Annotated in this window: 23 protein-coding genes; 9 read left to right on the top strand and 14 right to left on the bottom strand. The window is 72.0% G+C overall.

Annotation, left to right across the window (positions count from 1 at the left end; translation table 11 throughout):
• The first annotated feature begins 49 nt into the window (after nucleotides 1-49).
• Together DA075_RS09130 and DA075_RS09125 are read left to right on the top strand one after the other, a co-directional pair.
• Nucleotides 50-301, top strand: a complete 252-nt coding sequence (locus DA075_RS09130; protein WP_099952929.1) for an acyl carrier protein — start codon at nucleotides 50-52, stop codon at nucleotides 299-301.
• A complete protein-coding gene (locus DA075_RS09125) occupies nucleotides 298-2169 on the top strand; it encodes an HAD-IIIC family phosphatase (RefSeq protein ID WP_099952928.1) in 1872 nt (623 codons plus the stop codon). Before DA075_RS09130 ends, DA075_RS09125 begins: the two co-directional genes overlap by 4 nt.
• Before the next feature lie 29 nt (nucleotides 2170-2198).
• On the opposite strand, the gene DA075_RS09120 is transcribed toward DA075_RS09125, so the two are convergent.
• The 3 genes from DA075_RS09120 to DA075_RS09110 all read right to left on the bottom strand — a co-directional run bounded on the left by DA075_RS09120 (nucleotide 2199) and on the right by DA075_RS09110 (nucleotide 5272).
• A complete protein-coding gene (locus tag DA075_RS09120; RefSeq protein WP_099952927.1) occupies nucleotides 2199-3557 on the bottom strand; it encodes a pentapeptide repeat-containing protein in 1359 nt (452 codons plus the stop codon).
• A gap of 156 nt (nucleotides 3558-3713) precedes the next feature.
• Nucleotides 3714-4604, bottom strand: a complete 891-nt coding sequence (locus DA075_RS09115; protein WP_099952926.1) for a dihydrodipicolinate synthase family protein — start codon at nucleotides 4602-4604, stop codon at nucleotides 3714-3716.
• A gap of 23 nt (nucleotides 4605-4627) precedes the next feature.
• Complete coding sequence (locus DA075_RS09110; RefSeq protein ID WP_099956504.1) at nucleotides 4628-5272, bottom strand: LysE family translocator; 645 nt, start codon at nucleotides 5270-5272, stop codon at nucleotides 4628-4630.
• 452 nt (nucleotides 5273-5724) lie between these two features.
• Between DA075_RS09110 and DA075_RS09105 the strand changes: the two genes are divergently transcribed.
• Complete coding sequence (locus DA075_RS09105; RefSeq protein ID WP_099952925.1) at nucleotides 5725-6861, top strand: DUF2778 domain-containing protein; 1137 nt, start codon at nucleotides 5725-5727, stop codon at nucleotides 6859-6861.
• Between the two features lie 58 nt (nucleotides 6862-6919).
• Here DA075_RS09105 and DA075_RS09100 read toward each other — a convergent pair whose 3' ends face one another.
• The 4 genes from DA075_RS09100 to DA075_RS09085 form a co-directional block, all read right to left on the bottom strand.
• On the bottom strand, nucleotides 6920-7708 hold the full coding sequence (locus tag DA075_RS09100) for a lytic murein transglycosylase (protein ID WP_099952924.1): 789 nt from the start codon (nucleotides 7706-7708) through the stop codon (nucleotides 6920-6922).
• Between the two features lie 306 nt (nucleotides 7709-8014).
• On the bottom strand, nucleotides 8015-8893 hold the full coding sequence (locus tag DA075_RS09095) for a beta-keto acid cleavage family enzyme (RefSeq protein WP_174800077.1): 879 nt from the start codon (nucleotides 8891-8893) through the stop codon (nucleotides 8015-8017).
• Nucleotides 8894-8904: 11 nt separating this feature from the next.
• Nucleotides 8905-9663, bottom strand: a complete 759-nt coding sequence (locus DA075_RS09090) for an SDR family NAD(P)-dependent oxidoreductase (RefSeq protein WP_099952922.1) — start codon at nucleotides 9661-9663, stop codon at nucleotides 8905-8907.
• 301 nt (nucleotides 9664-9964) lie between these two features.
• Entirely contained in the window at nucleotides 9965-11068 is a 1104-nt protein-coding gene (locus DA075_RS09085; RefSeq protein WP_099952921.1) for an asparaginase, read from the bottom strand.
• A gap of 202 nt (nucleotides 11069-11270) precedes the next feature.
• On the opposite strand from DA075_RS09085, the gene DA075_RS09080 reads away from it, so the two are divergent.
• On the top strand, nucleotides 11271-11456 hold the full coding sequence (locus DA075_RS09080) for a DUF3606 domain-containing protein (protein ID WP_099952920.1): 186 nt from the start codon (nucleotides 11271-11273) through the stop codon (nucleotides 11454-11456).
• 233 nt (nucleotides 11457-11689) lie between these two features.
• Here the strand turns inward: DA075_RS09080 and DA075_RS09075 are convergent, their stop codons facing one another.
• Genes DA075_RS09075 through DA075_RS09060 form a run of 4 tightly spaced genes read right to left on the bottom strand, consistent with a single transcriptional unit; the run spans nucleotide 11690 to nucleotide 15854 of the window.
• Complete coding sequence (locus DA075_RS09075) at nucleotides 11690-12979, bottom strand: amidase (protein WP_099952919.1); 1290 nt, start codon at nucleotides 12977-12979, stop codon at nucleotides 11690-11692.
• A 1-nt stretch (nucleotide 12980) separates the two neighbouring features.
• Nucleotides 12981-13829 (bottom strand): hypothetical protein, encoded by an 849-nt coding sequence (locus tag DA075_RS09070; protein ID WP_099952918.1) that lies wholly within the window; start codon nucleotides 13827-13829, stop codon nucleotides 12981-12983.
• Nucleotides 13830-13836: 7 nt separating this feature from the next.
• A complete protein-coding gene (locus tag DA075_RS09065) occupies nucleotides 13837-14517 on the bottom strand; it encodes a DUF2848 domain-containing protein (RefSeq protein ID WP_099952917.1) in 681 nt (226 codons plus the stop codon).
• A gap of 17 nt (nucleotides 14518-14534) precedes the next feature.
• The gene (locus tag DA075_RS09060) at nucleotides 14535-15854 is read right to left on the bottom strand and encodes an MFS transporter (RefSeq protein WP_099952916.1); all 1320 of its coding nucleotides are present in this window, start codon (nucleotides 15852-15854) and stop codon (nucleotides 14535-14537) included.
• A 169-nt stretch (nucleotides 15855-16023) separates the two neighbouring features.
• On the opposite strand from DA075_RS09060, the gene DA075_RS09055 reads away from it, so the two are divergent.
• The 5 genes from DA075_RS09055 to DA075_RS09035 all read left to right on the top strand — a co-directional run bounded on the left by DA075_RS09055 (nucleotide 16024) and on the right by DA075_RS09035 (nucleotide 19873).
• Nucleotides 16024-16638: a GntR family transcriptional regulator gene (locus DA075_RS09055; RefSeq protein ID WP_244936545.1), complete on the top strand. Its 615-nt coding sequence runs from the start codon at nucleotides 16024-16026 to the stop codon at nucleotides 16636-16638.
• A 55-nt stretch (nucleotides 16639-16693) separates the two neighbouring features.
• The gene (locus DA075_RS09050) at nucleotides 16694-17563 is read left to right on the top strand and encodes an aldolase/citrate lyase family protein (RefSeq protein WP_099952914.1); all 870 of its coding nucleotides are present in this window, start codon (nucleotides 16694-16696) and stop codon (nucleotides 17561-17563) included.
• Nucleotides 17560-18159: a dUTP diphosphatase gene (dut, locus tag DA075_RS09045; RefSeq protein ID WP_420813128.1), complete on the top strand. Its 600-nt coding sequence runs from the start codon at nucleotides 17560-17562 to the stop codon at nucleotides 18157-18159. The genes DA075_RS09050 and dut overlap by 4 nt, the downstream gene beginning before the upstream one ends.
• Before the next feature lie 20 nt (nucleotides 18160-18179).
• Entirely contained in the window at nucleotides 18180-18650 is a 471-nt protein-coding gene (locus DA075_RS09040; RefSeq protein WP_269153887.1) for an RrF2 family transcriptional regulator, read from the top strand.
• A 173-nt stretch (nucleotides 18651-18823) separates the two neighbouring features.
• Entirely contained in the window at nucleotides 18824-19873 is a 1050-nt protein-coding gene (locus tag DA075_RS09035) for an HD-GYP domain-containing protein (protein ID WP_099952913.1), read from the top strand.
• Nucleotides 19874-19892: 19 nt separating this feature from the next.
• Here DA075_RS09035 and DA075_RS09030 read toward each other — a convergent pair whose 3' ends face one another.
• The 3 genes from DA075_RS09030 to fabI all read right to left on the bottom strand — a co-directional run bounded on the left by DA075_RS09030 (nucleotide 19893) and on the right by fabI (nucleotide 23113).
• Complete coding sequence (locus DA075_RS09030; protein ID WP_099952912.1) at nucleotides 19893-20396, bottom strand: DUF427 domain-containing protein; 504 nt, start codon at nucleotides 20394-20396, stop codon at nucleotides 19893-19895.
• 167 nt (nucleotides 20397-20563) lie between these two features.
• Nucleotides 20564-21751 carry a GGDEF domain-containing protein gene (locus DA075_RS09025; RefSeq protein ID WP_099952911.1) on the bottom strand — a complete coding sequence of 396 codons (1188 nt, stop codon included), beginning with the start codon at nucleotides 21749-21751 and terminating at the stop codon, nucleotides 20564-20566.
• 534 nt (nucleotides 21752-22285) lie between these two features.
• On the bottom strand, nucleotides 22286-23113 hold the full coding sequence (gene fabI / locus DA075_RS09020) for an enoyl-ACP reductase FabI (RefSeq protein WP_099952910.1): 828 nt from the start codon (nucleotides 23111-23113) through the stop codon (nucleotides 22286-22288).
• Nucleotides 23114-23130: the final 17 nt, after the last annotated feature.

Raw genomic sequence — 23130 nt, 5'->3', positions numbered from 1 at the left:
CGAAGGAGGCTTCCCTGGACAGCCCTGCATCGATCGAAGGACCCGCACCATGACCGAGGACGTTGCGCTGGCGGCGCTGGGTCCGCTGTTCGAGGAGGTGTTCGGCGAGCCGGTCCGGCTCACGCCGGACCTGACCGCCGAGGACATCGAGGGCTGGGACTCGACCCGGATGATCGAGCTGATCATCGCGGTCGAGGCGCGGTTTCGCATCAAGCTCACCACAGGCGAGGCCGACGGGCTGGCGCGCGTCGGCGATCTTGCCGCCCTGATCGCCCGCAAGGCGCCCAAGGACGCGCTTTGACGGCCGATCTCTCCTGGCTTCCCGAGCCGCCGCTGGACTTCGCCGCGCGCCTCGCCGCGGCGGAGGCCCTGCCCGACGCGCAGGCCTGGGACGCCCTGGTGGCGCTGTCCCGCACCCGCCTCGACCCGGCGCGGACCAACCGGCTCGACCGGATCGTGGAGCGGCGCTTCCCGGCGGGGTCTCCGTCCGGCCCGGCCGTGCGGCTCGCGCTCCTCGGCTCCTCGACGCTCGCGCATCTCGCCGCCGGGATCCGGGTCGGGGCGTTGCGCCGCGATCTCCGGCTCATCGTGTCCGAGGGTGCCTACGGCCAGTACCGCCAGGAGATCGACGGCGCGCATCTACGCGCGCTCCGGCCCGATGTCGTGCTCCTTGCCGTCGATTCCGCCGATCTCCTCGGCCCGGGCGACCCCGCCGCCGGCCCGGAGGCCGCGAGCATCGCCGACGCGCTCGACCGGCTGAGATCCCTCTGGGCGCGGGCGCGGGCGGCGCATGGCTGCACGGTGATCCAGCAGGCGCTGCTGCCGACCGCTCTTCCCCTGATGGGGAGCAACGAGCACCGGATGCCGGGCTCGCTCGCCGCCCGCACCGCGCGTCTCAACGCCGCCCTCCGGAATGCCGCGGCCGAGGACGGCGTCGACCTCCTCGCCCTCGACGACGCCGTCGCGCGCTGGGGCCTCGACACCTGGCACGATCCGGCCCTGTGGCTGCGGGCCCGCCAGGCGGTGACGCCGGCCGCCGGCCCGCTCTACGGCGACCTCGTCGCCCGGCTCGTCGGCGCCCGCCTCGGCCGCTCGGCGAAGGCCCTGGTGCTCGACCTCGACGACACGCTCTGGGGCGGGACGATCGGCGAGGACGGGCTCGCCGGCCTCGTCGTCGGGCAGGGCAGCGCGGCGGGCGAATCGTTCCTGGCGCTCCAATCCTACGCCCGCGACCTGGCGCACCGGGGCATCGTGCTCGCCATCTGCTCGAAGAACGATCCCGATCTGGCCCGGCGGCCCTTCGCCGAGCATCCCGACATGCTCCTGCAGCTCTCCGACTTCGCCGTCGTCGTGGCGAACTGGGACGACAAGGCGACGAACCTCCGGCGCATCGCAGGCGAACTCCGGCTCGGCCTCGACGCCCTGGTCTTCGTCGACGACAACCCGTTCGAGCGCGCCCTGGTGCGCGAGCACCTGCCGATGGTGGCGGTGCCGGAAGTGCCCGACGAGCCGGCGCTCGTCGCCCGCTGCCTGTCGGATGCGGGCTATTTCGAGGCCGTGACCCTGACCGACGAGGATCGCGGGCGCGCCCGCGCCTACGCGCGGGACGGCGCGCGCCGGATCCTCGGCAGCACGGACCTCGCCGCCACCCTGGCGGGGCTCGGCATGCGGCTCGTCGGGCGCCCGTTCGACGCGCTCGGGCTCCCACGCATCGTCCAGCTCGTCAACAAGACCAACCAGTTCAACCTCACCACCCGGCGCCTGCGCGAGGCCGAGGCCGCGGCGCTGATCGAGGATCCGGCCGCCCTCACGCTGCAATTGCGCCTCACCGACCGGCTCGGCGACAACGGCGTCATCGCGGTCGCGATCGGGCGGCTCGCCGGCGACGACCTCGTGATCGAGACCTGGCTGATGAGCTGCCGCGTGATCGGGCGGCGGGTCGAGGAGGGCACCCTCGCGGTCCTGGCAGCGGAGGCCGCGCGCCGGGGCGCCCGGCGCCTCGTCGGCATCTTCCGCCCGAGCGGGCGCAACGGGATGGTGGCGGATCTCTATCCGCGCCTCGGCTTCACGGCCGACGCCCCCGGGCCGGACGGCGAGGGGCGGTGGGTGCTCGATCTCGCCGCCTACGCGCCGCCCGCGGACCTGCCGATGGTGGTGGAGGCGGGTTGAGAGGGGCAGAGGCGGGCGGCCCTGCCGCCTCACCGCCGCAGCCGGTTCCCCAGCACGAAGCCGAACAGCCCCATCAGCACGATCCCGGTCCCGCCCTGCACCCCGACGAGCAGGTTGGTGAACCGGCCGACCGGCTTGATGCCGATTTCCGGCGGGTTCGCCGTCATCATGTTGAGGGCGCTGTAGCTCAGGAGATCGAGGGCGTTGTAGGTCGGCGCACCGCTTCCCTCCGGAATCAGGCCGCCGGCGAGGCCGAACAGCCCGGCGAACACCACGATCAGCACCGCGAAGGCGCGAAACAGCCGCGACAGGCTCTCGCCGTAATCGCACAGCCACTCGACGAAGCGGTCGGCGAGCCAGCGATAGCCGTGGCGCAGCACGCCGCCGCGGTCGCGGTCGCGCCAGGCGTTGCGGAACTGCACCCCGGCATGCAGGCGGCCCATCCGACGCCGCCGGCGATAGGCCCAGCCGGCCTCGTCGCGGCTGCCGATGCTCTCGAAATTCTGCTCCAGGGCGAGGTAGCTCGCCTTGGCCGCCTCGTAATCGCCGTCAACCTCCTCGCCCACCGCCTCGCCGATCTGCGCCGCGCGGAAGCGCGTGCCGTTGAGCCAGGCGCCGGCGAAGCGCGCGTGGCGCAAGGAGCAGGAGGAGAGGTCGAGCCGCACGAGCGTCGCGGCCGACAGGTCGGCGCCGGAGAGATCGGCCCCGTCGAGCTTGGCGCCGCTCAGCTTGGCGCTGCGCAGGCGCGAGCCCGCGAGCCGCGCCTTGGTCAGGCTCGCGCCCTCGAAATCGGCGTGGGTCAGGTTGGTGTCGGAGAGGTTCACCTCGTCGAGGCGGGCGCCGCGAAACCGGGTGTAGTCGGCGTCGGCCCCGGTGAAATCGGCGCCCCACAGGTCGGCGCCGGAAAAATCCGCGCCGTCGAGCAGGCTGCGGGGCAGGCGGGCGAAGCGTAGGGCGGCGTCCCGGAAGCTCGCATCCTCCAGCATCGCCTCGGTGAAGTCGGCCTGGCCGCCGGCCACGCCGGTGAAGCGGGCGCCGCTGAGATCGGCCTTGCCGAAATCGGCCTCCTCGATCAGCGCCGCGGAGAAATCCGCCGACCGGGCCATCGCCCCGGTCAGCCGGGCGCGCTTCAGGGTGGCGCCGGTGAGGTCGGCCTGCTCCAGGTCGCTGCCGGCGATCTCGGCCCCGGCGAGGTTCAGGCCCTGGCGGTCGGCGTCCCACCATGCCGCGTCACCGGCGAGCGGCGCGAGGCGGGCGCGGCTCAGATCCGCCGCGCGCAGGTCGAGGGGCCGGCCGTCCCGGTGCAGGGCCGCGCCGTCCTGGGCCGCGATCTCGGCGAGGAGCGCGCCGACGCGCGGATCGAGCGGGGGCTGGGGGCGGCTGTTCACCGTTCAGATGCGCCGATCGCGCGTGACGAGCCTGTCCATGCCATGGCGCACGCGTGTTCCTTCGAGGGGCCGATGCCGCCGGTATCAGCCACGGACGGGCCGGGAATGCAACGGCCGGGCCAGAACCCTGCGGTCCTCTCTCCTCAGGTGCCTAGCCTACCGGAGATCGAGCGCGCGGATCACCTCGGCCACCCGCTGCCGCGCCACCTCGCCGAGCGGCAGGATCGGCCGCGGCGGCGCGGCGTGGCAGAGGTCGAGCAGGTTGGCGCAGGCAAACATCACCCGCAGGCTCGAATAGTCCCGAAACAGGGCCCAGAGCGGCCCGAGCCGAGCATCGAGCCGCCGCGCCTCCGCCGCATCGCCGCGTTGGACGGCGCGGACGATGTCGAGGGCGACCTGCGGAAACAGCCCGGCGACGACGCTGTACCAGGCATCCGCGCCGGCGATGAGCGCCTCGGTGGTGGTCCAGTCGCCGCTATAGCCGAGGGAGACGGTCTGCGGCACGGCGGCGCGCAGGGCCGCCAGGTGCCCGGCGACCGCCTGCGGCTCCTGGCCCGGGCTCTTCACCGCGACGATGCCGGGCAGCCGGCTCAGAGCCCCGATCAGCTCCGGGCCGAACCGGAAATGGGTGGTCGAGGGATTGTCGTAGAGGCAGAGCGGCAGGCCGCTCTCCCGCGCCACCGTGGCGACATGCTCGAACACCTCCTCGTCGGTGAGCGGCGTGTAGGAGACCGCCGCGAGCAGCCCGGCCGCGGCGCCGGCCGCAAGGGCGTCCTGGGCCAGCCGCACAGCCTCGTCGGTCCGAAGCGCACCGATCCCGACCATCACCGGCACCCGTCCCCCCGCCTCGTCGAGCGCGGCGTCGAGCGCCCGGCGGCGCTCCTCGCGGGTGAGGTAGGGATACGAGCCGGTGCTGCCGAGGAGACCGATCGAATCGACCCCCGCCGCGCAGAGGCGAGCCACGAGGCGGCGCAGGGCCGCGACGTCCACGCGGCCCTCGGGATCGGCGGGCGTGATCGGAAAGGCGGACAGGCCGGTGAAACGCATGGGATCGATCCTTCCGGTCGGGGTCAGGCGGCGGGCCGCCGCACGAGGGCGAGGCCGAGACCGAGCGCGATCATCGCGGCGCCGGAGGTCTCGCGCAGGCGGCGGACCAGCCCCGGGCGGGACGCGGCCCCTGCGCGCAGGCGGCCGGCCGCGACGGCGACCGCGAGATCGGCCAGGGTATTGAGGGCGACCGACACCGAGCCCAGAACCACGAATTGCAGCGCGACGGACCCGGCGGCCGGATCGACGAATTGCGGCAGGAAGGCCAGGAAGAACGCCGCCGTCTTGGGGTTCAGGGCCTCGACCAGCACGCCCTCGCGAAAGGCGCCCCCGGGTCCCGCCGGCGGCGCGCCGGCCGGCACCGGCTCCTGCGCGTTCCGGCGGGCGGCGCGCAGCGTGCGGATGCCGATCCAGACCAGATAGGCCGCTCCCGCGAGCTTCAGGACCGCGAACAGCTCCGCGCTGGCGAGCACGAGGGCGGAAACGCCGAGACCACCCGCCAGGACGTGGACCATGCCGCCGAGACCCGTGCCGAGGCTGGAGGCGACGCCGTCGGCGCGTCCTCCGGCGAGGCTTCGCGCGGCAACGTAGAAGAGACCCGGACCGGGCGTGACGGCGAGCACCAAGGCCGCCGCGGTGAAGAGGGCGAGGGAGGTCGGATCGGGCATGGATGTCTCGGACGAAACCATCTCGGTCGGGACGAGGGTGCCGACCGGCACCGATGCATCGGACAAGCGGAGGCGTAACGGCGATCCGGCCCATTCCCTACAGCCAGTTTCCCGCCTTCGTGCCGGTCCAGTTCGCCCGCGCTCCCGACCCCACCCCCTCGAGGCGCACGCCACGGCCCCTCGCGCCGGGCGGTGTGGACGAGACGCCATGGGCTGGATCACCCGGGTGCGGCGGCCCACGGCACCGGCCTGGTCCGCCTGCCATCAGGGCGCCACGAATTCTTCGGATTCAGGCGATCTCATTTAGCCGGGATTAACCAAGAGGCCGCTCAATACGAGAGCTTAAGGTTGATCCTTTCCTAAACGGCCGATCTCACCGGCCCGTCGGGCGCTCGCGCGCCGGCGGCCGGCCGGGCGGGCCCGTGCGGGACAAGCCATCGAGTACAGGCCGCATGGACCTCGTTGCGTATTCGTCCGGTCGCCTCGCCCCGGGCTCCCTCCGTCGCCGCCGCCGCAACCGGCGCCTCCTCGGCATCGCCGCCGTGCTGGGTGGCATCGGCGCCGCCGCCGGCCTGGTGCCGCGCGACGAGGCCCGTGTCCCGGTGGCGGGTGTCGCGGCGGAGCCGGTCGCGCCGTTGCGCGAGGCCCGCCTCTCCCCGGCCGAGCTCGGCTGGATGCTCGCGCCGCTGCCGACCCTGGGGCGCGACGCGGCAGGCTTCACCCGCGATGGTTCGGCCGAGGCTGGCCCGCTTGTCGCGGCCACGGACCCCGCGCCATCGCCGGCCCCCGAGCCGCAGCGCGTCGCCGAGGCTGCGCCGCCTTCCATCATGCCACCTCCGGCCGAGCCATCCGCGGCGGTCCAGCCGGCCACCACGCCGCTCGTCGCCGTACCCCTCCCGGTGCCGCGCCCGCCCGAATTGCGCCCGTCCGATCAGCGCCCGATGCCGACCGTGCTGGCGGCCCGCGCGCCGCGGCGCCCGGTCCAGGCGATGGCGTCGACCCAGAGCGTGTTCAAGGCCGCGCTGCCGGAGGAGCCGTCGCTGTTCGACCGGATCTTCGGGGGCGGGGGATCGAGCGCCCCGTCGCAGACCCTCGCCTATGCGGCGCCCGGCGGCCTCGATCCGAGCCCGCGTCCACGCCTGAGCGCCAGCCCCGGCGTCGCAATCTACGACATCAGCGCCCGCACCGTGACCCTGCCGAGCGGCGAATCGCTGGAGGCGCATTCCGGCCTCGGGCCGCACATGGACGATCCGCGCAACGTCCACCTGAAGATGCGCGGCGCCACGCCGCCGGGCACCTACGACCTTACCGAGCGCGAGGCGCTGTTCCACGGCGTGCGGGCGATCCGGCTCAACCCGGTCGGCGGCAGCGGCACGATCCACAACCGGGTCGGGCTGCTGGCCCACACCTACATGCTCGGACCGAGCGGCGCCTCGAACGGCTGCGTCTCGTTCCGCAACTACGACCGATTCCTGCAGGCCTTCCTGCGCGGCGAGGTCCGCCGCCTCGTCGTGGTGCCGGGCAGCGGCGCGAGCGACCTGCCGCGGATCGGGCGGGGCGGTCCGTCCGACCGCGCCTCGCGAGGCTGACGCATGGGACAGCGGCCCCGGGAGACGCGTCTCCCGGGGCCGCTGTCTCACCTCGCGATCACTCGCCGTCGATCTTGGCGCCGATGATCGCGATGGCGCGCTGATACACGGAGGCGGCGTTCCAGCCCTGGATCGCCGCGAAGTTCGGCTCGCCGGGCTGGTAGCCGGCGCCGGCGCGCCAGCCATGGGCCTTGAGGAAGTTCGCGGTCGAGTTCAGGGCGACCGAGGCGTTGTCGAGGCTGCCGCCGGTGCCGTAGTTCAGCACGTTCTTCGGCAGGAACTGGGTGTGGCCGATCTCGCCATGCGCGGCGCCGCGGGTATTCGCGGTGAGGACGCCGCGGTCGACCAGGGCCAGGGCGGCGTAGAGCTGGTCGGTGAAGTAGGCCGAGCGGCGGCAATCATAAGCCAGGGTCGCCACCGCCGACAGGGTGTTGACGTTGCCCTTCACGGCACCGAACGCCGTCTCCATGCCCCAGATCGCGAGCAGCGGGCCCGCGGGAACGCCGTAGCGCTGCTCGATCGAGTCGAACATGGCGGCTTGCGAGCGCTTCATCGCCCGACCACGGGCGATGATCGCCGGCCCGCCGCGCTTGGCCATGAACTGCTCGAGGGAGAGCTTGAAGCTCTTCTGGCCCCGGTCCGCCGCGATGGTGGCCGACGAGTACGAGGTGCCCATCAGGGCCGAGATGGCGGCGGGGCTGGCGCGCCCGCGGGCCTCGTCGGCGAATTCCCGCTTCCAGGTCTCGAACCCGGCGGCCGAGTTGCCGCATTGCGCGGCCTGCGCACCGCCGGCCAGCACCGCGAGGCCCGCGGCGATCAGGGCCCTCCCGTAACCGCTTCCGATCATCCCAAATACTCCCTCGGGGGCCGCGGGCCTCGGGATATCGGGCCCGCCGCGGCTCCCCTTTCCGGCAATCCATGCCCGCCCGTGGGGCGATGCTACATCCCCGCCGTCTGCGGAATCTTTACGGCGGAACTGCAACCTGCCCCGATTCCGGCAGTCTGCCCGCAGGCGTGCCGCCTGCGAACCCGGCCGGATTGTCGGGTGCCATGTAGGGCGGGGGTTGGGCGCGGCAGGAAAACGGTCCGTGAGCGTGGCGTTTCGGCCACGCCCCCGGGTCAGCGCGCATGGCCTTCCGGCCAAGCGCGCTGATCAGGCGGAGAGCCCGAAGATCGCCCGCGCCTCGGCCGGGCTGGCGGGGGCGCAGTCGAGATGGGCGAGCAGGCTCACGGCCTTCTCGACCAGGGCCGCGTTGCTCGGGGCGAGCTGCCCGCGCGACAGGTAGAGGTTGTCCTCGAGCCCGACCCGGACGTGGCCGCCGGCGGTGGCGGCGAGCGCCACCATCGGGAACTCGGCCCGTGAGATGCCGAAGGCCGACCACACCGCGTCCCGGGGCAGGCGGTCGCGCATCTGCAGCAGGGTCTCGGGCGTCGCCGGCGCGCCCCACGGGATGCCGAGGCAGATCTGGAACATCGGCGGCGAGTCGAGGTGGCCTTCCGCCAGGAGGTGACGGGCGAGCTCGATCTGGCCGAGATCGAACACCTCGATCTCGGGCTTCGCCCCCGCCTCGCGGATCAGCGCCGCCATCGCCCGCAGATGGGCGGGCGTGTTCATGAAGGCGTGCTCGCCGAAATTCATCGTCGCGACGTCGAGGGTGCAGATCTCAGGGCGCAGCGCCGTGACGTGGCGGGTGCGCGCCTCCGGCGAGGCGAGGGTGGTGCCGGGGCCCGCCACCGCCGGGTCCGGATCGCCGGCGACGTAGCGCCCGCCGGCCCCGGTGGTCAGGTTGAGGACGACGTCGGCATTCTTCTCGCGGATCCGCTCAACCACCTCGCGGTAGAGGGACAGCTCCATGCTGGGCTTGCCCGTCTGAGGATCGCGGACGTGGATGTGGACGATCGCCGCGCCCGCGCCCGCGGCCTCCAGGGCCGATTGGGCTATGGCCTGCGGGCTCACCGGCACCGCCGGGTTCTTCGAGGCGGTGTCGAACGAGCCGGTGAGGGCGCAGGTGATGACGGTCTTGCGCGACATGGAAGCCTCCCTCAGAGCATGCCGCCGTCGACCACCAGGGTCTGGCCGGTGACGTAGGCCCCGCCGGCGGCGAGGAACAGCATGGCTTCGGCGATGTCCTCAGGCCTGGCCATTCGCCCGAGCAAGGTGCGCGACACGGATTCGGCCTTGCGCGCCGCCGGCCAGTTCTCCGTCCACGGCGTCTCGACCAGGCCCGGCGCCACGGCGTTGACCCGCACGTCCGGCGCGAGGGCCCGGGCGAGGCTGCGGGTGAGGTTCACCAGCCCCGCCTTGCTCGCCGAATAGGCGACGCTGGAGCCGCGCTGGCCGAGCCCGGCCACCGAGGCGGTGTTGACGATGGCGCCCTTGGCCTGGCGCAGGGCGGGCGCCGCCGCACGGGCGCAGCGATAGGGGCCGATCAGGTTGGTCGACAGGATCGTCTGCCAGAATTCCTCGGTCATCGCGTCGAGATCGGCGAAGTCGATCGGCGTGGTCGAGGCCGGGGTGCCGGCATTGTTGATGAGCACGTCGAGGCCGCCGAGCGCCTCGATCCCGCGCGCCACCATGGCCTCGGCCTCGCCGGGCACCGAGACGGTGCCGGGGAGCGCCCGGACCTTCAGCCCCTCGGCGGAGAGCCGCGCGGCGGCGTCGGGCCCGCGGGCATCCTCGGCGAGGTGGTTGAGCATCACCTCGGCACCGCAGCGGGCGAAGAGCGTGACGGCCGCAAGCCCGATCCCCGAGGCGCCGCCGGTGACGAGCACCCGGCGCCCATTCAAATTCGCGCTGATCATCGACGTTTCCACCCTGCGAAATGTTGTTTCGCGGGAGAGTGGCAGGGTCGGGCGGGGCTTGTCCAGCTTGCGCGGCGCATCGGGGGTGCGCTGCGGCGTGTCTCGACGGGGGCGGACCGCGTGTCATGATCGGCGGTCGGGGAGCACGTCGGCGCCGGAATCGTCCCTCCGCGGGTCCGGCCCGCTCGGCCGTCTCGACATCCGCGGCGTCGTCCCGGGGCCGCGAAAGCGCAACCCGGGACGACGCCGTTCGATGGAGCCGAATCAGCAAGCTTGCTGATCTGTCGGGTTCGGCAGCCGCTCAGTACTCCCAGAAGATCCGTTGCAGCTCCTTGGTGTCGCTGGTCTTGGTCAGGGCGACGGCGGCGAGGATCTTGGCCTTCTGCGGGTTCAGGTCGTGGGCCACGACCCAGTCGTACTGGTCGTCGGGCTGCTCGGCGTTGCGCAGCACGAAGCCGTCGCCGACGCGAGAGGAGCGGATGACGAGCGTGCCCTTGGCGCGCAGGTCCTTCAGCGTCTCGACGAGGTAGCCCGCCACCGAGCCGTTGCCGGTGCCGGCATGCACGATCGCCTTGGCGCCTCCTTGCACGGCAGCGGTGTAGGGGCCCGGGTTCATGTTGCCCGAGCCGTAGACGATCGCGACCTCCGGCAGGGTGTCGATCGTGTCGATGTCGAACTCCGACGACGTCCCGTGCCGCTTCACCGGCGCGCGGAACCAGTAGGTCTTGCCCTCGACCACCATGCCGAGCGGGCCCCACTGGCTTGAGAAGGCGCTCGGCTTGATGTTGACGCGCTTCGTCACGTCGCGCCCGGACTGGATCTCGTCGTTCATCGTCACCAGCACGCCCTTGCCCTTGGAGGCGGGGCTCGCCGCGGTGGCGACCGCGTCGGCGAGGTTGAGGGCGCCGTCGGCCGAGAGGGCGGTGGAGGGCCGCATCGAGCCGACGACCACGATCGGCTTGTCGCTCTTCACGACGAGGTTGAGGAAGAGTGCGGTCTCCTCCAGGGTGTCGGTGCCGTGGGTGATCACCACGCCGTCGACGTCGTCCTGCTTCAGCAGGGCCGAGACGCGCTTCCCGAGCTGCACCAGCTGCGCGTTGGTGAAGCTCTCGGAGGCGATCTGGAACACCTGCTCGCCGCGGACATTCGCCAGCTCGCTCAAGCTGGGCACGGCGGCGATCAGCTTGTCCACCGGCACCTTGGCGGCCTGGTAGGTGGCGCTGTTGCTGGCATCGGCGCCGGCGCCCGCGATGGTGCCGCCGGTGGCGAGGATCACCACGTTGGCCTTGCGGGCGGAGGCCGGCGCCGTCGTCGCCGTCGTCGGCATCTCGCGGGCGAGCGCGGAGCCGGCGAGCGGCACGGTCGCGAGCATCAGGGCTGCGAGGGCGGGGCGAAGGCGGCGCATGGTCGGGTCCTTCCGATGAGGAATCGAGGCCCTGCGGGTACCAGCCTCCGTCGCCTCCCGCCAGCGTTCCGGGGCGCGATTGCCGCAGCAGCGCAGGTGCTGACCCGGCAACTTTTCCCAGAATCGAGCGTTCTCCCGATACATGACGCGACGCGTCCCGTGCCAGCGGTGACTGGTACACTCAACAGTTCAGGAAACGATCATGTCCGCTTCTCAGGACGCCCTCAAGCCGCGCTTCACGCAGCACATCGACATCCATTGCCCGGACGATCGCGCCTATTGGGCCGGCCAATTCGGCGTGAGCGGTGAAGAACTGCGCGATGCCGTCAAGATGGTCGGTTCGCGGGTGTCGACCGTGGCGGCGCATCTCGGCCGTCAGGCGGCGTAGTGTTTCGAAGACTGCGTGAAGAGTGAGTGCCGCGGGCCGTCATCGACCCGCGGCACTTTCTATGGCGGCCCCGCGGATGTTACCGGGTCTACGACCTCGACGACGGTCCGGAGCGTCGGTCCGGGGGCCGATCCGCGCCCGTCGGGACATTGTCCGGATCGTTCCGGGACCGCGCTGCGGAGCCCGGCACGAGGGGGAAGACGAAAAAGCCAGTCGGCCGCGATCGTAGAGCGTCAGCGCCGCAACGCCGCCTCGACCCCGGCCGCGATCTCCAGGAGCCGCCGGTCCTGGCCGTGGCGCGCCAGCAGCATCAGGCCGACCGGCTTCGCGTGGCCCGCCAGCGGCAGCGAGATGCCGGTGAGGTCGAACAGGTTCCCCACCATCGTGTTGCGCAGCATCAGCAGGTTGAGGCGGGCGAATTCCGCGTCGTCCTCCGCCACGGCGGCGATGCGCGGCGCCGGGATGGCGGTCGCCGGCAGGGCCAGCACGTCGAGGGGCGTCAGCCGCTCGTCGCCGGCCTCGATCAGCACGGCGCGCTCGCGCATCATCCGGATATAGGCCGCGGCCGTCACGGTGCGGCCGCGGGTGATGCGGGCATGGACCCGCGGATCGAAGGCCGCCGCCTCGGCGTCGAGCCAATCGGCATGGATCTCCGCCGCTTCGACCGCGGCGATCGGGCCAGCCGCCGTCGCCTCGGCCATGCGGGCGAGGAGATCGTCGAACTCGGTGTCGTGGATGCGGGCGCCGGCCCCGCTCAAGGCGGAGAGGGCGGCTTCGAAGGCCTGCGCCACCAGAGGGTCGGTCTCGGTGAACAGGAGGCCGCGGGGAACCCCGATCCGCAGGTCGCGCAAGGGTGCCGCCCGGAGCGGCCGGTATTCCTCGCCCGCCATCACGGCGTCGGCCGCCGCGCAGGCCTCGACCGAGCGGGCGAGCGGCCCGATCGAATCGAGCGAGGGCGAGAGCGGGAAGGCGCCGGCAAGCGGCACCCGGCGGGCCGTCGGCTTGAAGCCGACGACGCCGTTGAGCGCCGCCGGAATGCGCACCGAGCCGCCGGTATCGGTGCCGATGGCGATGTCGGAGGTGCCGAGCGCCGCCGAGACGCCGGCGCCGGCGGACGAGCCGCCCGGCACCAGGCTCGGATCGGCGGCGTTGCCCGGCGTGCCCCAATGCGGGTTGAGGCCGAGGCCCGAGAAGGCGAACTCGGACATGTTGGTCTTGCCCAGGATCACCGCGCCGGCCCGGCGCAGGCGCGCGACCACGGGCGCGTCCTGGAGCGCGGCCTCGGCCTTGCGCCGGAGCGACGAGCCGGCGGTGGTCGCCTCGCCCTGCACGTCGAACAGGTCCTTGATCGACACGATGGTGCCGTCGAGGGCGCCGAGCGACAGGCCGGCCTTGCGCCGCGCGTCCGTTGCGTCGGCGGCGGCGCGCGCGGCCTCCGGGTAGAGCTTGGTGAAGACGTGCCGGCTCGCCGGCGCCTCGATCAGGGCGAGGCGGCGTTCGAGATCGTCGCGGACGGATGTCATCTCAATCGGTCTCCAGGGAAGGGGCGAGGGAGGGCTTGTGGTTTCGGCGGCTCGTCAGCAGGATCCCGCCATTCCAGCCCAGATTGGTCAGGAGGGCGAGCGACAAGGCAAGGACCGGCCCCAGCCGCTCGGCCGTGAGGGCGAGGACGGCGAGCGCCGCCACGAAGCCGAGGAGCCCCGGCAGGCTTAGCACCAGCACCGTCGCGACGGCCGTCCCGCCGATGCGCGGATGCAGGATCACCGCCAGGCTCACCATCACCACCGGGGCGAAGGCGAGAATTCCCGCCGCCGCCGGGCCCGCGAGCCGTCCGGCCAGCACCACGGCGACGACGAGCCCCATGACGATGGCGGCCCGGACCAGGATGTCGCGCCGCCGTCCCGGCCGCGCCGGCAGCGGACCGCTCTTGCGCAAGCCGCGGCAGGCCGCGGCGCAGGCGAGGATCACCAGGATCGTGGCCGCGCCCGCGCCCGAAAGCCCGCCGCCGAGGCGGGCGAGCCCCAGGGCCGCGGCGATCCACACGACGAGCGCGGTGGCGAGCGAGAGGAGAACGCCGTGCCGGCGGGCCATGCCCGCATAGGCCGCGATGAACAGGGCGGTGGCGGCGATGGCCGGCAGGCTCGCCACCGCGCTGTCGCGGAGAAACCCCGCATCGTGGTCGAGCGCCAGGAAGACGTAGGCCGGCCCGGCCGAAACCGGCAGGGTGGCGATCATCGCGCCGACGAGGGGTCCGGTCCGCTCGACCGCCAGCGAAGCGAGCACCACGATCGCGGCGCTCGCCAGCATCTTGGCGAGGAGCGCCGCCCAGAAGGCGGCGTCCGCGATCCCCACCAGGGCAGCCCATGACCCCATGGCGGGTTCAGGCCACCACGGGCAGGACGGCGATGTCGTAGGCGTGGGTCAGGGTGCGGCCGAGCACCGGGTCCTCCAGCGCCATCTCGAAGCGGGCGGCCGGACGGATGCCGCCGATCGCCCCGAGGGTGCCGCCGAACATCACCGTGCCGGGAGCGAGGTCGGGCCCGCCGGGGCGGCGCGCCAACAGGTCGCGCGGGGTGCGCAGGGCCGTCAGCCGGCCCTCCTGATAGAGCACCCGCTCGCCGTCGATGGTGGCATGTGCCCGCAGCACCAGCTCGTCCCAATGCGGCTCGACCTCGTCGAGGCGCCACAGGCCCGTGCCGACCGGCTTGCCGCACATCTGCTTGGAGAGCGCGATTCCGACCGTCTCGGCCTTGCGGTCGGTGTGGTCGGAGCCGAGCCCGAGCCAGAGCCCGTCGGCCAGCGACACGATCACCGGCTCCGCCTCGCCGGAGGAATCCGGCCCCAGCACCTCGAGGCGGGGGCCTTGCGTCAGCGTCGCGGCGGCGGCCCGATAATAGACCGGGACCGAGGAGGGCGGCGGCACGCCGATCGCCGCCAATTCGTCGATGTGGTGGCGGATCGCCGCCTCGTCCCGCCCGGCCCAGCCGGCGATCACCAGCGCCTCGGGCGCCAGCGCGATCGTGTCCCGGCGGCCTGCGGCCTCGCGATGGAAGGTCAGCATCTGTCTTTCTCCCTGATTCACTCGGCCGGCGCCAGGTCGGTCGCGGCGCCCTCGCGCCAGCGGGCAAAGCCGAGCACCAGCAGGCCCGCCAGCAGTTCCAGCCCGGCGACGAAGTACAGCCCGTTGCTCGACGTGCCGGTCAGCGTGTTCGACAGGCCGACCACGTAGGGGGCGACGAAGCCCGCGAGGTTGCCGATCGAGTTGATCGCCGCGATCGCGCCGGCCGCGGCGGTGCCGGCCAGGAAGGTCTGCGGCAGCGACCAGAAGACCGGGAAGGCCGCCAGGATGCCGATCGCCGCGACCGTGAGGGCGACGAGCGCCAGGACCGCGTGGCCGATCAGGGCGCCCGTGGCGGCGAGGCCCGCGGCGGCGATCAGGCTCGCGACGGCGCAGTGCAGCCGGCGCTCGCCGGTGCGGTCGGAATGGGCCCCGGTCCACACCATCGCGATGGTGCCGGCGATGAACGGCACCGCGGCGAGGAAGCCGATCGCGATGGCATCCTTCACGCCGATCTCCTTGATGATCGACGGCGTCCAGAACGCGATCGTGGCGTTGCCGCTGACGATGCAGAAATAGATCAAGGCGCAGAGCCAGACCCGGCCGTCGCGGAGCGCGACCTTAAAGCTCGCCTCCTTGCCGGCGGCCCGGCCCTCGGCCTCGACGACCGCCGTCATCGCGGCGGCGACCCTGGGTTCAAGCCAAGCCGCATCCTTCGGCCGGTCGGGCAGGAAGGCCAGCACCGCGGCGCCCGCGATCAGCGACGGGATGCCCTCGAGGATGAACAGCCACTGCCAGTTCGCCAGTCCCGAGACGCCGCCCATGGTGCCCATGATCAGCCCGGCGAGCGGGCCGCCGACCACGCCCGCGATGGCGAAGGAGGTCATGAACAGGCCGTTGATGCGCGAGCGCTTCGCGCTCGGGAACCAATAGGTCAGGTAGAGCACCACGCCCGGGAAGAACCCGGCCTCGAACACGCCGAGCAGGAAGCGGATGCCGTAGAACGCCCACTCCGACTGAACGAAGGCGAGGCTCATCGAGGCGAGGCCCCACAGGATGGTGATCCGCGCCAGCGTCTTGCGGGCGCCGATACGTTCCAGGAGCAGGTTGCTCGGCACCTCGAACAGGAAGTAGCCGATGAAGAAGATGCCGGCGCCGAAGCCGTAGACCGCCTCGCTGAATTTCAGGTCCGACAGCATCTGCAGCTTGGCGAAGCCGACATTCACCCGGTCGATCCAGGCCAGGATGAACAGGAAGACCAGGAACGGGATCAGCCTGAGCGTCGCCCGGCGATAGCCCTCGTCCAATTCATGCGTGCTCACCGTATCCACCCTCGTCATCGCTCTTCTCCCGCGGTCCGCGAACCGGCCGCCCGGCGTGTGGTTCTGCAAGTACCATGCCTGTGATATTTCACAAGCCGGTCCAAGCGGGGCATCCCCCGTGGTAAGGGAGCGGCGAATGAGCGGAGCTTTGGCGGTGGCGGAAACGCGTGCAGGTTCGTGCCCAACCATGTCGCAGAACGAGCGCGCCTACCGGCGGCTGAAGGACGACATCGTGGCGTTGCGGCTGAAGCCCGGCGACGCGCTGAACGAGGCGGGCCTCTGTGCGGAGCTGGGCCTCGGCCGCACGCCGGTGAACCAGGCCCTGCACCGGCTGATGCACGAGGGGCTGGTGCGCATCCTGCCCCGCAAGGGCGTGCTGGTGCAGCCGCTCTCGATGGACGAGTTCGCTCACCTGATCGAGGTGCGCCGCCTCACCGAGCCGCCCTGCGCGGCGCTCGCGGCCGGGCGGATCGGCGAGGCGGCTCTGGCCGAGCTCGACGCCATCCTGGCGGCGCAACCCGGCGATCTCGACGCGATCCTGGAGTCGGACCGGCGCTTCCACGCGATCATCGCCGACGCCTCCGGCAACAGGGTGCTCGCCGAGGTGCTCGCCGGGCTGCACGGTCGCTCGGTGCGGTTCTGGGCCCTGTCGCTGGCCACCGGTCACCACCTCGCGGAGGTGGCCGAGGAGCACGCGGTGATCCTCGGATCCTTGCGCCGGCGCGACCCGGATGCTGCTGCGGCGGCGATGAGCGCCCACATCGATTCCTTCGCCCGCACCCTCGCCTCGCAGCTGGGGTGACGGACGGCCTGAGCCGGGGCATAGATGCGCCGCCATTCGGGGAGTCACGCGACCGATGACCGACATCCGCTCCCGCCGCAGCGCCCTCCTGGTGCCGGCCACCGCGACCGCCCTCGCGGCGGCCCGATCCGAGCCCGCCGACGCGCTGATCCTCGACCTCGCCGATTCGCTGCCCCCCGCCGACAAGGAGGCCGGACGGATCCGCCTCGCGGCTTCCCTCGCCGAGGGCGGGTTCGCCGCCGCCGAGCTGGTGGTGCGGGTGAACGGCCTCGACACGCCCTGGGGCGAGGCCGATCTCGCGGCGGTGGCGGGAGCCGGGCCCGACGCGGTGCTGGTGCCGCGGGTCGAGGAGCCGGAGGATCTCGCCGGCATCGGCAGCCGCCTGCGCCGGCTGCACGCGCCCGAGCGGGTCCGGCTCTGGGCCAGCCTCGACACGCCGCTCGGGATCCTCGCGGCGGAAGCGGTGGCGAGCGCGGTGCGCGACGTCGATGCGCGGCTCGCCTGCCTCGTCGTCGATGCCGGCGCGCTGGCCCGCGAAGGCCGGCTGCCGCACGGCGCGCCGGAGGCCGGGCCGCTCCTCGCCTGGCTCGCCACGGCGCTCGCCGCCGCTCGCGCCCACGACCTCGACGTGCTGCTCGACCCCGCCGACCGCCTCGAGATCGGCCGCGCCCGCGGCCTCGGCTTCGACGGGGCGGTGGTGACGGCGCCCGCCGGCGCCCGCCGGGCCGAATCGGCCTTCGCGCCCGACCCGGAGGCGCTCGCCGCCGCCCGGGCCCTCGTCGCCGCCTTCGACGCGCCGGAGGGGAGAGGTCAGGCGGGCATCGCCCATCTCGGCCGCACGGTTCTGCGGCGCGAGGCGGACGAGGCGCGCCGGCTCGTCGCCCTCGCCGACGCCGTGGCGTCCCGCCCGGGTGGCAGGACATGAGCGGCCTCGACCGCGAGAGGCAGGGCATGAGCGGCTCGGTCCGCGAGCCACAGGGCATGAGCGGCTCGGTCCGCGAGCCACAAGGGACGGGCGGTTCGATCCGCGGGACGGAGGAGGCCAGCGGCCTCGACGTCGCGATCCGGATCCTCGATCCGCGCCTGACCGCGTGGGGTTTTCCGCGCTGGGGCTCGGCGCTCGCCGCCGGGCTCGACCTCCATGCCTGCCTCGATGCCCCCATCACGCTCGAGCCGCAGGGCCCCCCGGCCCTGATCCCGGCCGGCTTCGCCCTGGCGATCCGCGATCCCGGCTGGTGCGCGATGGTCTATCCGCGCTCCGGCCTCGGCCACCGCGAGGGGCTGGTGCTCGGCAACAGCGTCGGGGTGATCGACGCGGATTACGAGGGCCCGCTGATGATCTCGGCCTGGAACCGCAACCCGCCGGGAACCGCGACCCTCACGGTGCGGCCGGGCGAGCGGGTCGCCCAGCTCGTCTTCACCCGGGTGGTGCGGCCGTCGCTGCGGGTGGTCGAGGCTTTTCCGGAGGTCGAGGCCGGTGCCCGCGGCGCCGGCGGCTTCGGCTCCACCGGCCGCGGCTGACGACGCGCTTGGACGCGGTGGTGCATTCCCCCCGGCCCGCGACGGGCGCGGCTCTGGCGCCGCCGCGCCTCGGCCTCGCGCTCGCCGCGATGGTCGACATCGCCCTCCATGCCCGGCCCCAGCCGGTGAGCGCCAAGGCGCTGGCGGCGCGCCACGCCCTGCCGCCCCGGCACCTGGAGGCGGTGCTGCAGGCCCTGGTGCATCACGGCCTGCTCAAGGGATTGCGCGGGCCGCATGGCGGCTACGAACTCGCTCGCGAGCGCCGCCGGATCACCGCCGGCGACATCGCCCGGGCGGTGCTCGGCCCGGACGCGGCCGAACCGGATCGCGCCGGCAACGACGTCGCCGGCCTGGTCGTCGCCCCCCTGGTCGCGGAGGCAGCCGGGGCTTACCTCGCGGTGCTCGATTCGGTGACCGTGGAGGACCTCTGCGGCCGGGCCGAGGCCGCGCAGGTCGCCGGACCGCGGGCCGGCGCGGATTTCACCATCTAAGCAGTTTTTTCCAAGGGCCCAGTTCCGGCAAGGAAACGATGCGAGATCAAGGTCTTGCGTCAGTTCGCGCTTGAGCCTTCCGCGTCCCTGGGCGATGCGGAAGCTTAAAGAATGCTTTATCAAGTCGCCGTAGTTTGAGCCATCATCGGGCGCGGAAAGGAATCCCGGGGACCATGACCAACGCAGCCGATCCCGCCGTCGTGGTCGTCACGGCCCGGCCCGATCCCGGTGGGCTGACGCGGTTGTTTCCGTCGGGCGTTCCGACCCTCGTGGTCCCCGAGCCAGGCGCGGCGCTCGCCGCCCTCGCGACGAAATCCGCCGATCTGGTGCTGATCGAGGCCTCGCCCGGCCTCGACGCCCTGGGCGTGATCCGCGCCCTCCGCCTGAAGCCGCATCTCGCCCACACCTCGATCCTGCTCATCGCCGAGGGCGACCCGGCCGAGACCCGCCGCCGAGGACTGGAGGCCGGCGCCACCGACGTGGTGCTGCCGCCCCTCGACGCCTCGGACCTGGCCCTGCGCGGCCGCAACCTGATCTCCCTCGCCCGGGCGCAGGACGCGGTGGAGAACCAGGCCCGGGCGCTGACCCGCGAGGTCGAGCGGGCGGCGGCCGAGAGCCAAGAGCGCGAGCGCGAGATCATCCGCCGCCTGATGCTCGCCGCGGAGTTCCGCGACGATCAGGCCGGCGATCACCTGACCCGCGTCGCCGGTTGCGTGCTCGCCATCGCCGACGGGCTCGGCCTGTCGGAGGAGGAGGGCAACGACATCGCGCTCGCCTCCACCATGCACGACATCGGCAAGATCGGCGTCGCCGACAGCATCCTGCGCAAGCCCGGGCCCCTCACCGAGCCCGAGCGGTTCGAAATGATGCAGCACGCGCTGCGCGGCTACCGCATGCTGCATGACAGCCCGTCCCGCCTCCTGCGGCTGGCCGCCGAGATCGCGCTCACCCACCACGAGCGCTGGGACGGCGCCGGCTATCCGCAGGGCCTCAAGGGCACCGAGATCCCGCTGCCCGGCCGCATCACCGCCGTCGCCGACGTGTTCGACGCCCTGATCTCGGCCCGGGTCTACAAGCCGGGCTGGCCGCTGGAGCGGGCGCGCCGCTTCCTCGAGGAGCAGGCCGGCGCGCATTTCGACCCCGATTGCGTCGCCGCCTTCCTGTCGCGGTGGGAGGACGTGGTGGCCCTGGTGGAGGAAAGGCCGGCGGACCGGGCGGCGTGAGGGGAGGGGGTGGTGGCGCTCACCACCCCATCGTGCCGGGCTCGCCCTTGAACGGGCCGACGATGGTCGGGGTGATCCAGCCGCCGTAGAAGCCGCCCGGCTGCGGGACGACCCGCTCCTCGCCGACGAAGCACGCGTCCATTGTCCCGGCATAGAAGGCGACGTGACCGGCGAGTGCCGCGAAGGCCTCCGTCGGGTGCGGGTAGGCCCAGGCCGCCCGGCCGGCGCGCCGCTTGGTCCCGACCACGTCGAAGTAGACGGCTTGCCCCTTCCATTCGCACAAGGAGCCGCCGCCCGCCGGAGCGAGCGCCCCCGGCATGATGTCGCCCGGCGGCAGGTAGTAGCTCGGCGGATGGGACGTCTCCAGCACCCGCCAGCCCCGCACCGTGTCGGCGATGGTGACCCCGTCGAAGACAACGCGCAGGCGCTCCCGAACCGGCTCCAGGCGCGGTGGGCGGGGATAGTCCCACACGCTCTCCTGGCCGGGGCTCACCGGATCGGGTTCGGGGTGGCCGCGCCGCATCCTGGGCTCTCCTCGCGTGTCGCATCGCCTCGACAACGCGCGACCGCGCGAAGCGTCGCGCGGCTCTAAGCAGACTTGCGTGGCCAAGCCAACGCTGTGTCCGCTTAGGTCCTCGCTTCGCCGCGAGGTCTTCCGGCAAACCCCGCAGCCGGTTTTGCGAAATCTGCTCAACCGTAGACGACGGCACGATTTCGGCCGGCCTGTTTGGCATCGTAGAGGGCCATATCTGCCAACGACAGGAGATCGGCCGCCGATCTCCTGTCTTGGCGGCCCGCCAATGCACATCCCGCACTGATCGTCACGACCTGCAAGCCGTCTGCCCGATGGGCGTGCGGCAGGCCGAGACGCTCGATCGCGGCGACCAGCCGCTGAGCGACCATGCAGGCATCCTGCCCGCGCAGCAGAACGGCGAATTCCTCGCCACCGTACCGTGCTACGAGGCCGTGGCTCTTGCGAATTTCGGCGGACAACGTCTCGGCCGCGACACGCAAACAGGTATCGCCTGCGGGGTGACCATAATGATCGTTGTACCGTTTGAAGTGATCGACATCGATCAGCACGAGGCCGATCCCATCGCCGTCTTTCATCGCGCTGTGCCACATCTCGGCGAAGCGCTCGTCGAAACGGCGACGATTGGGGATTCCGGTCAGACCGTCGGTCAAGGCCACCTGAGCCAGCTTCGCGTTCGCGACCGACAGGGCGTTCCCCGCCTCGATCAGCTGGTCGCTCTGCAAGTCATTCCGGACCTGGAGCAGGAACCGGTGCCGTTCGTTCGTCTCCATCACGACGTTCAGGACGAGGCCGGCCGCCACCATCAACGAGAAGTATCCGACGGCGCTCAGCCGGGCGACGAGAGCAGCTCCGGAAATCCCCAGCGTGAACGCGGCGTAGGCGATCAGGCAGAGGAGGGCTGCCGTGATGGTCGTCCGCAGGCCCAGCGGGATGCCGATGATCGCCAGAACGACCCCGAGCAGACTTCCGGTGTTGTACAGGAGATTGATCTCGACGGATCCGAACTGTCCGAGATACCCGCTGGTCAGCATCACGGCGGTCGCGACCGCGACGATGACCAGCCCGCCATGGTTCTGGACTGCCGTCCAGCGCAGGCATCCAGCCGACGCCAGGCAGAATGCGGCCCCGAGAAGCCGAACCCTGACCGCCGCGACCGGATTCGACAGATTGGCGAGATCGATACCGAGACAGATCACGTAGATGGCTGCCGCTAGGATCGTATAGATACGAATCAATCTCGTCCGCTTTTCGGCAGACACCACGAGGAAGCGCTGCTCCCACTCAGGCTCCAAACGCGGAAGCACGTGCAGCCGTTGAATCTGGTCTTCGATCCTGGACAACATATCGGCTAAGCATGGCGCAGTCTCGCGCGAGCTGGCAGCCTTCGTCTTTGACTTGCCCGGGATCAATATCTTCAGGGGAGCAGATCATCTACGATTCGACTAATTGCGCATAGCATATAAATATAAATAAATACTGACTTTCGATCAAACACTCATTGTGTCCTCGGCATCCCCGTCGCCGCGACACGACCCGTGACGCTCGCGCGCGACGGTCTCCCGGCTGCCTCCGGTCTCGGTCGCGACCAGTGCAGTGCCGCGATGTCCGATTCGTCGTTCGATCGCCTGCGTCGTTCTCGCCCGTACTCGATCGTCATGCCGGGAGCGGCGCTCTAAATGACTTCCCTAGAGGAAAATCCTCACGCTCGAGAGTGCTCCTTGGAGCAGGCGATCGCATGACAGCAGGTGATGATCGGGCCGCTGAAGGTCCCGCCGAGGGAGGCCGCGATGACTCGCTTGCCCCCTCAAGCCCGCGTCAGACAAAACCCCCGGGCTTGCCGGGGGCTGCTTCCTGCGCGACCGGGGCTCGTGACGCGGTCACGCGTCCGTCACGCCCGCCGCATCCTGCGCCTTCAGCACCTCCGGCCGCGGCATCGAGACGATGTTGTAGCCCGAATCGACATAGTGGATCTCGCCGGTGACGCTGCCCGACAGGGCTGAGAGCAGGTAGAGGCCCGATCCGCCGATATCCTCCAGCGTCGCGGTGCGCCGCAGGGGCGCATGGGCGGCCTGGTGGTTGAACATCAGGCGGGCATCGGCGATGCCGGCGCCGGCGAGCGTCCGCACCGGGCCGGCCGAGAGGGCGTTGACCCGGATGCCCTGCGGCCCGAGATCGGCCGCGAGGTAGCGCACCGAAGCCTCGAGCGCCGCCTTGGCGAGGCCCATCACGTTGTAGTTCGGCATCACCCGGGTCGAGCCACCATAGGTGAGCGTCAGGAGGGAGCCGCCGGGGCGCATCCGCGTGGCTGCGCGCTGGGCGATCTCCGTGAACGAGAAGCACGAGATCACCATCGTGCGGGAAAAGTTCTCCCGGGTGGTGACGTCGACGTAGCGGCCCTTGAGCTGCGACTTGTCGGAGAAGCCGATGGCGTGGACGACGAAGTCGAAGCCCTCGGGCCAGGCCGCATCGAGGGAGGCGAAGGTGGCGTCGACGCTGTCCAGGTCCTCGACGTCGCAGGGGAAGACCAGGGACGAGCCGAGGGTGCCGGCGAGCGGCCCGACCCGGCGGCCGAGGGCTTCGCCCTGGTAGGTGAAGGCCAGTTCGGCGCCCTGAGCCGCCAGGGCCCGGGCGATGCCCCAGGCGATGGAGTGGTCGTTCGCGACGCCCATCACGAGCCCGCGCTTGCCTGCCATCAAACCTGTCACGCCCGATCCTCCGCTGT

This window comes from Methylobacterium currus, from assembly GCF_003058325.1.
GTDB lineage: Bacteria > Pseudomonadota > Alphaproteobacteria > Rhizobiales > Beijerinckiaceae > Methylobacterium > Methylobacterium currus.
This window is presented reverse-complemented; position numbering and strand designations above follow the sequence as displayed.

Coding starts and splice junctions, on each gene's coding strand:
- DA075_RS09130 (WP_099952929.1), top strand. CDS start 50: ATGACCGAGGACGTTGCGCTGGCGGCGCTGGGTCCGCTGTTCGAGGAG.
- DA075_RS09115 (WP_099952926.1), bottom strand. CDS start 4,604: ATGCGTTTCACCGGCCTGTCCGCCTTTCCGATCACGCCCGCCGATCCC.
- DA075_RS09110 (WP_099956504.1), bottom strand. CDS start 5,272: ATGCCCGATCCGACCTCCCTCGCCCTCTTCACCGCGGCGGCCTTGGTG.
- DA075_RS09105 (WP_099952925.1), top strand. CDS start 5,725: ATGGACCTCGTTGCGTATTCGTCCGGTCGCCTCGCCCCGGGCTCCCTC.
- DA075_RS09100 (WP_099952924.1), bottom strand. CDS start 7,708: ATGATCGGAAGCGGTTACGGGAGGGCCCTGATCGCCGCGGGCCTCGCG.
- DA075_RS09095 (WP_174800077.1), bottom strand. CDS start 8,893: ATGTCGCGCAAGACCGTCATCACCTGCGCCCTCACCGGCTCGTTCGAC.
- DA075_RS09090 (WP_099952922.1), bottom strand. CDS start 9,663: ATGATCAGCGCGAATTTGAATGGGCGCCGGGTGCTCGTCACCGGCGGC.
- DA075_RS09085 (WP_099952921.1), bottom strand. CDS start 11,068: ATGCGCCGCCTTCGCCCCGCCCTCGCAGCCCTGATGCTCGCGACCGTG.
- DA075_RS09080 (WP_099952920.1), top strand. CDS start 11,271: ATGTCCGCTTCTCAGGACGCCCTCAAGCCGCGCTTCACGCAGCACATC.
- DA075_RS09075 (WP_099952919.1), bottom strand. CDS start 12,979: ATGACATCCGTCCGCGACGATCTCGAACGCCGCCTCGCCCTGATCGAG.
- DA075_RS09070 (WP_099952918.1), bottom strand. CDS start 13,829: ATGGGGTCATGGGCTGCCCTGGTGGGGATCGCGGACGCCGCCTTCTGG.
- DA075_RS09065 (WP_099952917.1), bottom strand. CDS start 14,517: ATGCTGACCTTCCATCGCGAGGCCGCAGGCCGCCGGGACACGATCGCG.
- DA075_RS09060 (WP_099952916.1), bottom strand. CDS start 15,854: ATGACGAGGGTGGATACGGTGAGCACGCATGAATTGGACGAGGGCTAT.
- DA075_RS09055 (WP_244936545.1), top strand. CDS start 16,024: ATGTCGCAGAACGAGCGCGCCTACCGGCGGCTGAAGGACGACATCGTG.
- DA075_RS09050 (WP_099952914.1), top strand. CDS start 16,694: ATGACCGACATCCGCTCCCGCCGCAGCGCCCTCCTGGTGCCGGCCACC.
- dut (WP_420813128.1), top strand. CDS start 17,560: ATGAGCGGCCTCGACCGCGAGAGGCAGGGCATGAGCGGCTCGGTCCGC.
- DA075_RS09035 (WP_099952913.1), top strand. CDS start 18,824: ATGACCAACGCAGCCGATCCCGCCGTCGTGGTCGTCACGGCCCGGCCC.
- DA075_RS09030 (WP_099952912.1), bottom strand. CDS start 20,396: ATGCGGCGCGGCCACCCCGAACCCGATCCGGTGAGCCCCGGCCAGGAG.
- DA075_RS09025 (WP_099952911.1), bottom strand. CDS start 21,751: ATGTTGTCCAGGATCGAAGACCAGATTCAACGGCTGCACGTGCTTCCG.